3 protein-coding genes are annotated in these 14,369 nt (G+C 52.2%); 1 reads left to right on the top strand and 2 read right to left on the bottom strand.

Features of this window, described 5'->3' with window-relative positions:
- The first annotated feature begins 370 nt into the window (after nt 1–370).
- Entirely contained in the window at nt 371–8,911 is an 8,541-nt protein-coding gene (locus tag V7051_RS17950) for a GH36-type glycosyl hydrolase domain-containing protein (protein WP_333877224.1), read from the top strand.
- Nucleotides 8,912–8,984: 73 nt separating this feature from the next.
- On the opposite strand, the gene V7051_RS17955 is transcribed toward V7051_RS17950, so the two are convergent.
- A complete protein-coding gene (locus tag V7051_RS17955; RefSeq protein WP_333877225.1) occupies nt 8,985–11,210 on the bottom strand; it encodes a putative bifunctional diguanylate cyclase/phosphodiesterase in 2,226 nt (741 codons plus the stop codon).
- A gap of 164 nt (nt 11,211–11,374) precedes the next feature.
- On the bottom strand, nt 11,375–14,299 hold the full coding sequence (locus V7051_RS17960) for a chemotaxis protein CheB (RefSeq protein WP_333877226.1): 2,925 nt from the start codon (nt 14,297–14,299) through the stop codon (nt 11,375–11,377).
- Nucleotides 14,300–14,369 lie beyond the last annotated feature (70 nt).

Below are 14,369 nucleotides of genomic sequence, written 5' to 3' on the forward strand. Positions count from 1 at the left end.
CCGGATCTTTCTGAAACAGCGGCACAATCCATAGCGTTGGATATGCGGATCAAAGCCGATTTTAAGCGTTGCATTGCACCAATTGTGCATACTCTAAAGCCGAACGCGACCTGTTTCAAATATAATCCTTTACATCTCCCCTTCATAAACCTGCCCCCGATCAGTAATACTACTTATTGCCTCAAGCATTCGGCTTCTCTAATCTACAGACGTTCAAAAGCAACATCCTCGCGCGCGAACATATTACCTTACCGGAGATTGAGTTAATTGCCCGCTGTGCTACACATAGAATTCCATTATCTTTGTAGAGTGGGATGCCCATAACCGGTAAATATTATTTTGACCGAGCGGCAGCCTAGACGGAGGACAAATGATAATGAAATTACGGGAGCATCGACGGAACATCAGGCTTGCCGACCCGGGCGGCGAAGATGAACCGATCCGGTTTGAATTATTCAGCGATGAACGCCTGGAGCAGCATGCCGCCAGTTTAGCCAAAGCACAAAAAGCCCGCATTATGCCTGAAGGGCTCAAACTGATGCCGCGAGTACGCGAAAACTCCAGAGTATTGTTTGAAGCTTACAAAGCGATAGGCAAATCGGCGCGGGAACAGCGAGCCATCACTCCGGCCGCGGAATGGGTACTCGATAATTTTCATGTCATTGAAGAGCAGATCAATGACATCAACGTCTACCTGCCGGAAAAGTTTTACCGGCAATTACCCAAGCTGATCAACGGCTTTCTTGCCGGTTATCCGCGTGTTTACGGCATTGCCTGGGCGCTGGTCGCTCATACCGACAGCCGTTTTTCCCAAGAACAGCTGAATCTTTTCATAAACGCATACCAGCAAGTCCAGCCGCTCAGTATTGGCGAGCTTTGGGCAATTCCGATCACATTACGCATCGTGATGATCGAGAACTTGCGGCGGCTGGCATTAAAAGTCATGCGTTCGCAAGTTGGAAGACGCCTGGCTGACGAACTTGTCGATCAAGCCGACAGGCTAGATCTCGCGCCCCAGACTGCCCTTTTACCCGACCCGCCTTTTCGTCAGGCCTTTGCGGTTCAACTTGTTCAGCGTTTGCACGAACCGCATCCCGGCCCTGCGCCGGCACTCGATTTTCTTAACGAATGGCTGGCCGAACAGGGCGTCACGCTGGATGAAATCGTACACCGTGAACACGCCGCGCAAATTGCAGCCAATCTGACCGTACGCAATATCATTACCAGTATGCGCGCCATATCGGCATTCGACTGGCCGCAGTTTGTCGAAGATTCGAGTCTGGTAGATAACTATCTGCGCGCTCACCCCACTTACAAAGAAATGGATTTTCTGACCCGTGACCGCTACCGTCATGCGATTGAGGATCTTGCCAAACGTTCGCCGTATTCTGAGGTCGAAATCGCCCATAAAATCATCGACAAAATTGATCAGACCGGTCAAGAACCGGATACCACGCCGCAGCAGCAGGAACCGGGTTATTACCTGATCGGCGCCGGTCGGAGTGAATTCGAGCGGGAAGTCGGTTTTCGCCCTTCTTTCGGCCAAAAGTTTCTGCGTGCCTATATCGCCCATGCTGCGTTTGCTTATCTGACCAGCATTGGGCTGGGTACACTGCTTTTGCTGGCGCTGCCGGTGGATGCCGCCGTCAACGCCGGATTAAGCGGCTTGCAGGTTGCATTGATTATCTTATGCGCATTATTTCCCGCTTCGGATATTGCGACGGCTTTGGTTAACCGGTTTATCATTGCCGCGGTGCCGCCGCGCCATTTACCCAGGCTTGAACTGAAGGACGGCCTCCCCGACTCATTGCGCACTTTTGTCGTGGTGCCGACGATGTTTATCAGCGAATACAACGTAAAAACGCAAATCGATGAGCTGGAAGTTCAATATTTGTCCAATCCGGTCAATGATGTTCATTTTGCCCTGTTGTCCGATTGGGCTGATGCAGACCAGGAAACGATGCCTGAAGATGATCGATTGTTGAGCATCGCCATCAGCGGCATAGAAGCGCTTAATGCCAAGTACGGAGATCAGCGTTTTTTCCTGTACCACCGCAAACGTCGCTGGAACCCGAACGAGAGCAAATGGATGGGCTGGGAGCGTAAGCGCGGAAAATTGCATGAATTTAATCGACTGCTGCGCGGAGCCATCGATACTTCATTTCTGCCGATTAATGGACAGCCTGCGGTTACTCCGCCGGGTGTTCGCTATGTGATTACCCTGGATGCCGACACCAAACTGCCTATAGGCGCAGTGCAACAATTGGTAGGTACAGCCGCACATCCGCTCAATTGGCCTGTTCTAGACCCGGCCACGCACTGTGTTACCAGCGGCTACAGTATTCTCCAGCCCAGGGTTACACCGACCCTGCCGCAAAGACGGGAGCATTCACTGTTTCATCAGCTGTTTTCCGGTGCCTGCGGCGTGGACGCCTATTCGACCTCCGTGTCCGAAGTGTATCAGGATCTGTTCGGGCTTGGCACATACAGCGGCAAGGGCTTGTATGACGTCGACGCCTTTGAAGCCGCTTTGGCCGGACGAGTTCCTGAAAACGCATTGCTCAGCCATGATTTATTCGAAAGTGTATTCGCCCGCTGTGCGTTCGTCAGCGATATTGAGCTGTTTGAAGAATTCCCCTCCCACGCGGAAGTTGCCGCGTCCCGCTCGCACCGCTGGGCGCGAGGCGATTGGCAGTTATTACCGTGGATTTTCGGTCCGCGCAGCAAAAACATGCCGTTGATCGGACGCTGGAAGATGCTGGACAATTTACGTCGAACTCTCTCGGCGCCTGGCGCCTTTTTTACGCTGTTGGCGGCCTGGGCGATTCCGGATGCACCGCTTGGCGCACTGATGGCGATGGTATTAATCGCGTTGGCTTTCCCGGTGTTCGAGGCCGTTATCGGCGGAATGAGGATTCGTATCGACATTCCGTTGCGTAACCAGTTGCGCACCACCACAGAAGATGTTTTGCTGGGTCTGAGCAATAGCCTGGTTACGCTGACATTGCTGGTACAACAGGCATGGCTGATGGTTGATGCGATCATAAGCACCCTAGTCCGGCTGTATATCACCAAACAAAAACTGCTCAAGTGGGTCACTGCACTGCAAGCAAAGACAACAGCGGGACACTCAATCAAGGACCTTCTCAAGCCGCTGGCCAACGTGGCTATCATAGTCGTTTGTACCGGTTCGATCGTGCTGGCATTTAATCCTGCTGCACTTGAAGTTGCCTGGCCATTCCTGCTGCTGTGGTTACTGTCGCCTGTTATTGCCCATCTCCTGAGCTTGCCGCCAAGACAGGACCCTACTGAATCATTATTTCCTGAGGATGCTTTGCAGTTACGGCAAGTCGCCAGACGCACCTGGCGATTTTTTACCACCTTTGTGACGGAACAAGAAAATCATCTGCCTCCTGATAATTTTCAGGAAGATCCGGAACCGGAAATCGCTCACCGCAGTTCGCCGACAAATTTCGGCCTCTATTTACTATCGGCACTCGCCGCGCATGACTATGGCTGGATGGGCCTTATAGATACCGTTGACAGACTCGAGGCCACTTTAAAGACCTTGGAAAAGATGCCGAGACTTCACGGGCATTTTTATAATTGGTACGACACCTGTACTTTACTGGCGCTGGAACCCAAGTATGTGTCAACTGTGGATAGCGGTAATTTGGCCGCACATTTACTGGTCGTTGTTCAGGGATGCAAAGATTTGATCCAACAGCCGTATGCGTTTTCGACATTGTTAAACGGTATTTCCGACAGCCACAGGCTGCTGGTGTCCGCACTTGACAACATCGACGATAACCAGCGCATGCAGATGGTGACACTGGAAGAACTGCGAAAGAAAACCGATAAACTTGGCGCTTTGTTGGCATGCACGCCGGCGACTCCCGAAGAATGCACGCGCTTATGGCGATTGCTAAGGCCCTGTACCGATAACCTGTTGGACCTGGCGCGCGCTTATGCCGTCGAGCGCAACGAACTCATCGAGAATAGCGAAGTACTGGCATGGGCTACTTTGTTGCACGACGATATCATTTCGCACCAGCGCGACATGGAAAATTTCGGCTCGTCGATACATTTCGGACTTGCTTTCGATAACCCACAGCAGCCGGAAGCTCAGCGCTGGAACGTGCTGGCTCAGCGGATCAATGCGCTAACTACACTTGCACAACAATTATTCGACGAGATGGATTTTCGTTTTCTCTATGATTATAAACGACACCTGTTTTCGCTCGGCTTTCGCGTTGAAAAAGGCGTGATCGACGACAGCTATTACGACCTGCTCGCCTCAGAAGCCCGCCTGACCAGCCTGATTGCTATCGCCAAGCGCGAAGTGCCGGCGGCCCATTGGTTCCATCTGGGCCGCCGGGTGACGCGCACCACGAACGGCACGGTATTATTGTCCTGGTCCGGTTCGATGTTTGAATACCTGATGCCGGCATTGGTGACCTATACGCCGCGCTACAGCCTGCTCGATCAAACCTGCCGTCTGGTGGTGCAAAGCCAGATTGACTACGGAAAACAACGCAGCGTGCCGTGGGGTGTTTCCGAATCAGCATTTAACGGCCGCGATCGCTGGTTCACTTATCAATATTCCGCTTTTGGCGTGCCCGGTTTGGGCATGAAGCGCGGCCTCGCCTATGATTTGGTGATCGCCCCTTACGCCACGGCCTTGGCGGCTATGTATCACACCCATGCCGCGGTGGAAAACTTCGAGCGCCTGGAAAAAATAGGCGCTTTAGGGCGTTACGGATTCTTCGAAGCGCTCGATTTCACGCCATCGCGGCTCGCGGAAGACCAAAAAGTGGCGTTTGTGCGCTGCTATATGGCTCATCATCAAGGCATGTCATTGGTGTCTCTGACCAATGTCGTACTCAATGAAGTGATGCGCCGCCGTTTCCATCGCGTCCCGATGATCCAGGGCGCTGAACTGCTGCTGCAAGAGCGGGTTCCGCACGGTTTTGACAAAGGTATTCCCGACTTCACCCAAGCCGAGGCTGAAGTGAAGGAAATAATACAGCCGCCGATACGCCGCGTACTTTCACCGATGTCCCTGGTTCCGTCAGCACATTTGCTTTCCAATGGCCGTTACGGGGTAATGATCACCGCCTCCGGATCGGGTTACAGCGTTTGCGAAAAACTGGCGGTCACCCGCTGGCGTGAAGATGTGACCCGAGATTGCTGGGGCAGTTATATTTATTTACGCGATTTGGCCAGCGATAAGATCTGGTCTGCCGGATACCAGCCGACTGCGGCGCTTCCCGATCGTTACGAAGTGGTTTTTCTCGAAGACCGGGTGCGTATCTCCCGCGAAGACGGCGCCATAGCCAGCCGCCTGGAAGTCATTGTATCGCCTGAGGATAATGCGGAAATCAGGCACTTGAGTTTAACCAATAACGGTACCCATACACTGGAAATTGAGCTGACTTCATACGCGGAAATTGTGCTGGCGCCTCCAATGGCCGACATTGCGCATCCGGTATTTTCCAATTTATTCATACAGACCGAATACCTGCCCAAGGCCTATGCGTTAATCGCTCAACGGCGGCCTCGGTCGGACAATGAGCCGCAGGTTTGGGCAGCTCATGTGCTGGCATCCGTCAGCATCAATGCCGGCGTTCAATATGAGACCGACAGAATGCGCTTTATAGGCCGCGGCCAAACACTACACGCACCTGCCGCCGTGATTGACGGCCGACCGCTCAGCAATACAGTCGGCGCGGTACTTGATCCGATATTCAGCCTGCGTGCACGTGTCGGCATCGAACCAGGCTCGACTGTTCACCTGACATTTACCACCTTGGTTGCCTCGTCGCGGCAGACGGTTGAAGATTTAGTCGACAAATATCACAACTCAGCGACTTTCGACCGGGTTTCCGATTTGGCCTGGACTCATGCGCATATCCAATTGCGTCACTTGCGTATTCAGCCCGATGAAGCCCAATTATTTCAAGCCCTGGCTAATCGCTTGCTGTATGCCGATCCTTCGTTGCGGGCTGATGCCAGGCTGATGCACCTGAACCAATTGAATGTCACCGGCTTATGGCGATTCAGTATCTCAGGCGACCGCCCTATTGTCGTGCTGCGAGTTGCATCGACAGAAGACAGGGCTATTGCCGATCAGTTATTACGTGCTCACGAATATTGGCGCATGAAACGCCTGTCGGTCGATTTAGTGATTTTGAATGAAAAAGAAATCACCTACGCCAATGAATTGCAAACTTTAATGGACAACATGGTCCGGGAAAACCAGTCATTTTCAGCACTTCCCGAGTACGGCGGGCAAGGTGAGGTTTTTGTGCTGCGTGGCGACCAGCTCAGCGAAGAGGAATATGTGTTATTGCAAACCACGGCTCGCGTGGTGCTGCTGAGCAGTCGCGGTACTTTGGCTGAGCAATTGATGCGCCATCCCAAGCCGATCCCAAGATTTATTCAACCTAAAGTGCTGTCTGCATCGGCTATCGAAACAAAAGAACCCGCAACCGTCCCTGCCGACATCGAATATTTCAACGGGCTGGGCGGATTTGCCGACGACGGGCGCGAATATGTGATCGTGCTGGGCAATGGGCATAATACGCCTGCGCCATGGATTAACGTGATCGCCAATGCCGAATTCGGTTTTACCGTATCGGAGCTGGGCAGCGGTTATAGCTGGAGCCTTAACAGTCGCTTGAACCAATTGACGCCGTGGTCGAACGATCCGGTCGGCGATCCTCCCGGAGAAATATTTTATTTACAGGACAACGAAAGCGGCGATTTTTGGACGCCGACTGCGTTGCCGATCCGCGTTGATAAGGCTGCCTATGTCATTCGCCACGGCCATGGCTACAGCCGTTTCGAGCATGTTTCTCACGGCATTCACAGCGAGCTGCTGCAATTTGTAAGCCCGGACGACCCGGTCAAGATTTCACGGCTGACGTTAACAAACAAGTCCCATCGTCCCCGTAAATTAACGGTTACCGCCTATGTAGAATGGGTGCTCGGGGCCTCGCGCACCGTCACCGCGCCGTATATTGTCACCGAACTGGATCAGGAGACCGAAGCCTTGTTTGCCTATAACCCGATGGATACGGACTTTGGCCGACGCATTGCTTTTGTCGATATGGCTGGCCTGCAAACTTCCTGGACCTGCAACAGGACCGAGTTTATCGGTCGTAACGGCAGCCTGGATGCGCCGGTTGCTTTGAGTCAATCCAGAGCGCTTAAAAGCCGTGTCGGTGCAGGGCTCGATCCTTGCGCGGCATTGACGGCGCAAATAGAGCTTGCCGCCGATCAAAGCATCGAAATTGTCTTGCTGCTGGGACAAGGCAATGACCGCGACCATGCCGGCGAACTGGTCAAGCGTTATCGGGCTGCGGATATTCAACAAACGTTTTCCGAAGTAAAACAGTCATGGCGCAAGACACTCGGCAAAACTCAGGTAAAAACGCCGGACAGAGCGCTGGACTTGATGTTGAACGGCTGGCTGCTGTATCAAACCCTGAGCTGCCGAATGTGGGCGCGGGCCGCATTTTATCAGGCAGGCGGGGCCTTCGGGTTTCGCGACCAATTGCAGGACAGCATGGCGCTTGCGGTGGCGCGGCCCGATCTTGTCCGCGCTCATCTGCTCCGCGCGGCGGCGCATCAATTCATCGAAGGCGATGTGCAGCATTGGTGGCACCCGCCTTCCAATCGCGGTGTGCGCACCCATTTTTCGGATGACCTAATCTGGCTGCCGTATGTGGCGTCGCACTATGTCAAGGTCAGCGGTGATAGCGCTGTACTCGACGCTTTGCTGCCGTTCCTGGAAGGACCGGTGCTCACGCAGGAACAGGAAGATGCTTATTTCGAACCGGCTACATCGACGCAACAAGCCAGCCTGTTTGAACACTGCGCGCGAACGCTGGATTTGAGTTTAAAAACCGGCATACACGGCCTTCCGCTGATGGGTTGCGGCGACTGGAACGACGGCATGAACCGGGTTGGCCATCTGGGCAAAGGAGAAAGCGTGTGGCTGGCTTGGTTCCTGATCGCTACGTTATCGGAATTTGCCGGTCTGGCGCAGACGCGCGGCGACACTGAACGCGCCTCGCGTTGGCGCGAACACGCGTTCAAACTGCAAGCGGCGGTGGAAGCCGAAGGCTGGGATGTATCCTGGTACCGGCGCGCCTATTTCGATGACGGTACGCCGCTAGGATCTGCGTCCAATACCGAATGCCGTATCGACTCGCTGGCCCAAAGTTGGAGCGTCATTTCCGGCGCAGGTAATCCTGAGCGGGCGCGGCTGGCAATGAACTCGGTCCGGGAATACCTGGTCCAATATGGCGATGACCTGGTGCTGCTGTTTACGCCGCCGTTCGACAAAACGCCGCTGGACCCCGGTTATATCAAAGGCTACTTACCGGGCGTCAGGGAAAACGGCGGGCAATACACCCATGCAGCGGTCTGGTGCGTCATCGCCTACGCCATGCTCGGAGACGGCGATCAGGCGGCAGAACTCCTGCATATGCTGAATCCGATCAATCGCACCGCTAACCGGACCGGCGTCTATGCTTACAAAGTCGAGCCGTATGCGATAGCAGCGGATATTTACGCGGTACCGCCCCATGTAAGGCGCGGGGGCTGGACCTGGTACACCGGCGCTGCCGGATGGTTTTATCGAGCCGGTATGGAATGGATGCTGGGCCTGAATATTCGCGCCGGCAATATGTATTTCAATCCTTGTATTCCGCGCGAGTGGCGTAGCTATAATTTAAGCTATCGGCACGAAGAAACTGACTATGACATTACCGTCAGCAATCCGAACGGAGTATCGAAAGGCGTCGTGTCGATTGAGCTGGACGGAATGCTGCAATCAGGAGAAGACGGTATTCCGCTATTACAGGATGGAAAGAAGCATCAGGTATTGGTGCTGATGGGTTGACTCCAGTTTCCACAGGTAATCGCATATTGAAGCTGTGGGCACGAATTCATTCGCGCCCACAACGTAGCAATAATCAACGTTTCGCGGTCGACAGCAACTTCTCGAATTCATCCGCGGCCACCGGCCTGGAAAACAAATAACCTTGTCCGTAATCGCAACCGGCGGCGATCAGCAAATCGCATTGCTGCTGTGTTTCTATACCCTCTGCGATAACCTTGATGCCCAATTTGTGCGCCATCACAATGATCGCTTCGCACAACGCCAGGTCGCTGGCATCAGGGCTGAGGTTACAGGTGAACGACCGGTCAATCTTCAGGTAATCGATGTCGAATTTTTTCAGGTAAGATAATGAAGAATAACCTGTCCCGAAATCGTCCAACGATACCCGAACACCGGCATCCCGAAACGCCAGCAGTTGGTCGCTGACTAAAGTCCCGGCATCCATCAACAGTCCTTCGGTAATTTCTACCACTAGGCTTTGCCCAGGCAACCCGAGTTCGTTCAGATAGTCGAACCAGCCAAGATGGCCCTTGCCTTCTCTCTGGAATTGCACCGGCGATTTATTGATGCTGATCTGAAAGTCGCTAGAGTACTCTTTACGCCATTGCGCCACGTGCTGCATCGCTTCGCGAAACACCCACTCACCGATGTCGATAATCATGCTGGTTGATTCGGCGACAGGGATAAATTCAGCCGGATTAATCAGGCCGCGGGTCGGGTGCTGCCAGCGAATCAGCGCCTCCGCCTTATGGATGGCACCGGTAGTCAATTCCACGATCGGCTGGTAAGCCAGCCAAAACTGATGTTCGGTCAGGGCATTACGTAAATCGTTAACCAGCCGCATCCTGGTTAAGGCGGCTTCCTGCATTGAGATGGTAAAGTAGTGACGGCAGTTGCGTCCCTGATCCTTCGCGGCATACATGGCCTGGTCGGCGTTTTTTATCAGCACATCGATATTATCGGTATCTTCAGGATATAAGGTGATGCCGATGCTGACCGATACATAAGCAATCTCGCCCGCCAACTCGAACGGTTTGGTGAGCTGGCACAGGATGTCCTGGGCAAGACGCTCAATACTGTCTTGCTCGCGTAATTCGGTCAAAATAATCGTAAATTCATCGCCGCCCAACCGTGCGACGGTATCGGTATTGCGCACGCAATTGAGCAGGCGCTGCGCCATATCCTTGAGCAGCAGGTCTCCTTTGCTGTGCCCCAGCGTATCGTTAACATCTTTGAAATGATCGAGATCGAGAAACAGCAATGCCAGCGGCAGGCCCATGCGCCGGGATTTTTTCATCTCCTGCGCCAGGCGCTCGTAAAACATATGGCGGTTGGGCAAGCCGGTCAATGAGTCAAAGTTGGCCTGCTGCCAGATGGTTTGCTCCGCATGTTTCTGATCGGTGATATCCGAGAACGTCGCGACCCTATGCCGTACATTGCCTTCATCATCGTAAACCGTATTGATCGTCAGCCATTCAAGATAGGTTGCGCCGCTCTTGCGCCGGTTCCATATTTCACCCTGCCAATGCCCTGTTGTTTCCAGTGCATGCCACATAACCTGGTAAAACGCTTCGTTTTGTTGCCCTGACTTAAGCAATGATGTCGATTGGCCTACAGACTCCTGTAATGTGTAACCGGTCAGTTCCGTGAAGGCCGGGTTAACGGTAACAATCCGGTTGTCGGCATCGGCCACCATAATGGCCTCGCCAATCGCCTGATAGACCAGATCCGCCAATTTTAATTTCTCTTCATTACCTTTTCGTTGGGTAATATCGATCAGTATCACCCGGCAGGTCTGCTCGTCATCATTGGCAATGGCTTCGATATGTACAATCAGTGTTGAGTTCCGATTGACAGGAAGCAAGGTCAGTTCACAGCTGTGGGCCGTCTCATCGACAAATACGCCGGCCAGGAAATCGTTAAAAACGGGTAAAGCATCGGCACTAACGAAGCTTGAAAAGCGTTGCTGTTTAAGCTGCGCGCGAAATATTCCCAGCTGTCTGGCGGCCCTGAGATTGAGCTGATGAATCGTGCTGTCACGCGCCAACGTAAGATAGCCGACCGGCGCCATGTCATAGAGTTCGGTGTAACGCTCCAGGCTCGCTTCCGCTTCGGCTCGTGCTAAATACAACGCCTCATTTTGCATTTCCAGCTCGATTTGATGAACCTGTAATTCGTGCACCAGTTTTTTTGCATCTATGTCAATGTCGGGCGCGATTGACTGTTGTTGGGCAAGCTGCTGTTCCGCCTGCCGGCGCAGGCTGTCGGTGTCGATAAATGGCTTGTGTTTTTTTGTCACACGTTATCTCGGTGTATCGTGAAAATCCCAATATTTTTACAAGGTATTATAAGCTGATGACACTCCCACTAAGGAATTTTTAACATCAGGGGGGGTATAGCCCTTTCCTGGCGATACCAAGGGTTCGATGATCCAGCCTGTTCTTTACCGCTTAGCTTTAGACACTATAAATAAATTCCGGAATTGGAAATATTATCTGCGCCTGAGTTTTCCTGCCGTATAAATCCGGCTTCCTTCTTATGTTTCGTAATAACGGTACGAATAGCAACATACTGATAAGGTTTGCCTCTCGCGTTTAAAAAAGGAACGATGGTGGTATCCACCCAATAAAGAGAACCGTCTTTGGCGCGATTACGGATTTCTCCCTTCCAGATATGCCCATGTGCAATGGTGTGCCACAAATTGAGCATGAATTCCTTTGGGTGGTAGCCCGAATTGATAATGCGGTGGTCCTGTCCGATCAGCTCTGCGCGCGAATACTTGGAGATCGCGCAGAACTTGTCATTTGCATAGGTAATCAAGCCTTTCCGGTCGGTAATCGCTACAATCGCGTGTTCATTCAGTGCCAACTCAAGGTTTTTGGCGAGACTAATGTCAACAAAGGTAATGACTACGCCATCGATTACATTATCCATTGTCCGGTAAGGCATGATGCGCACATCAAACCAGCGTGAATCGTGAGTCTGGATTTGTTTATCCGAAACTATCAGCGTACGTAATACCTCTATCGCGTCCTGTTGCAACAAAGGATAGTCCAGATCGGTCGTAATATCGGATAACGGCCGTCCCTCGTCTTGCGGCAACAGTCTGAATATCTGCGTGGTATGGTCGGTAAAACGCCGCAAATGCAATTTGTTGTTCAGGAACACCGTGGCAATTTCGGTGCTGTTAAGCAGGTTCTGCATATCGTTGTTGGCCCACTGCAAGGTATCCAGTTTGGCTTGCAGCTCCGCATTCACAGTCAGCATTTCCTCGTTCACTGATTGCATTTCTTCCTTGGAAATCAGCATTTCCTGTATGGCCGCTTGGCGTTCTTTATGGCTGGCTTTGATTTCTTCCCGCAAGAAAAATATTTCATCGCGCAAAGTCTGTATTTCCAGCTGGGCTTGTTGCAGCGCCTCGGGCTGCGATAGCTGGGCAAGACGTTTGCGGGTGCGTGCTGTCGCGATATCGGTAAACACGATAATGACCTTGCCGTGCAATGCCTGCACCTGGTCGATCGCTTGCACAATCACATTAACGGTATGCACCTTACCGCTTTCGCCGGTTATTTGCAGACCGTCCAGGCGTACTGCTTTATTGCTCTGCAACGCCAGACGGATCGACCCTGTCATTGCTTGGCGCAAGCCGTCGCGCGCCATCGCGTAGATGTTCAGATTGGCTTTTCCGGTAGAAGGCTCCAGATACTTGCTGGTATGGCCGCTAAAATAAAGGATATCGCCATCGGCGTTAACCAGCACCGCTGCCGGGACATAGTGAGTAAGCAGCAATTGATCCATCAGTTGTTGCAGGCTGGCATGATCAGCCGTCGGCCTGACCGCAGGCACAGCGGTAAAATGTTTATTCGGAAAATCCACTTCAGGTTTCGGTAAAGGATTGTCAATACGGCGGTAGATACGCGCTTTGGCCGCCAACGGCGTAAAAAGATAACCGCAATTACCGGTACTTTCGGCTGAACCCAGTAACAGCAAGCCATGGGGGTTTAGCACATAATGAAACAACGGCAACAGTTTTTCCTGTAACTCAACGGAAAAATAAATGAGCAGGTTACGGCAACTTATTATGTCCAACCGGGTAAACGGCGGGTCATTGATAATATTATGCTGCGCAAAAATAATCATTTCGCAAATTTCATTTTTTACCCGATAGCCGTTGTTTTCGACGCTAAAGTAGCGGGCCAGGCGCTCCGGTGAAACATCGGCAACGCTATGGGCCGAGTATATCCCCTGACGTGCATGAGCTATCGCATCCGCGTCAAGATCGGTAGCAAAAATCTGTAACGAGTAGCGCGCCTCAGGCTTGGCTTGTTCGATCGCTTCGATAAAAGTCATCGCCAGCGTATAGGCCTCCTCTCCGGTGGAACAGGCAGGTACCCAGGCTCTTATTATCTTGCCGCCAGGATAGTTTGTCAGTAGCTCGGGTATGACCTCAGTCATTAGAGTGCTCCATATCGCCGGGGTGCGGAAAAAGCTGGAAACACCGATTAATAACTCTTTGAATAATAAATCCTGCTCTTGCGGGTTTTCGCGTAAATAATGGATGTAAGTGGAGATATGTTCGAGCTGATGCAGCCCCATACGCCGTTCAATACGGCGATAAAGCATGCTTTTTTTATATAACGAAAAATCATTGCCGGTCCGGACGCGTAGCAGAACGATAATTTTTTCCAGATTGCTCAGAGAGCTGTCTTCCAATATCTGTCCTGAGCTGGCCAAAATATCTTTGGATGAGCGCTGGAAATAATTGCTGATATGAGTAGCCAGTTCTGCCGCAGTGCCGATAATGTCGGCTAAGTTGGCATTGATCACACTGCGCGGCATACTGTCGAACTTGGCTTCTGTAGGGTCTTGCACCATGACCAGGCCGGACTTTTTCTTGATCGCGCGCAGGCCCATCGTGCCGTCCGAACCCATGCCCGAAAGCAATATGCCGATACTTTGGTCGCGCCGGTCTTCGGCCAAGCTACAGAAAAAAGTATCTATCGGCAGGCGTAATCCGCGCGGCGCAGCCGGATCAAGCGAATAAAGCGTGCCGTGCAGTATGGATAACTCTTTATTCGGGGGATTTATATAAATGCAATCCGGTTTTATTTTCATACGATTTTGGGCTTCCAATACCGTCATCGCCGTAATGCGTTGCAACAATTCGGGCATCATGCCTTTTTGGCTGGGGTCGAGATGTTGAATGACGACGAAAGCGACGCCCATGTTATCGGGCATATGACTGAAGAAGTGTTCGAGCGCTTCAAGTCCGCCGGCGGAGGCGCCTATGCCGACAATCGGCAGTAACTTATGGGTAGCAAGATAGGCAGGACCCATTATCGCGTCTTTAGAGAATGGGCCGTTATCGACAGCAGTTGATTTATCCATGGATAGCTCCTATTTTTTATAACTTCAACGCTCGGTTTTATATCGCCTCTTTCTGGTCGGTAAAAAAAGA

The sequence above is a fragment of the Methylobacter sp. genome (assembly GCF_036845245.1).
Taxonomy (GTDB): domain Bacteria; phylum Pseudomonadota; class Gammaproteobacteria; order Methylococcales; family Methylomonadaceae; genus Methylobacter_A.

Excerpts from the sequence above, each read along its gene's own strand:
- V7051_RS17950 (WP_333877224.1), top strand. The coding sequence starts at position 371 with ATGATAATGAAATTACGGGAGCATCGACGGAACATCAGGCTTGCCGAC.
- V7051_RS17960 (WP_333877226.1), bottom strand. The coding sequence starts at position 14,299 with ATGGATAAATCAACTGCTGTCGATAACGGCCCATTCTCTAAAGACGCG.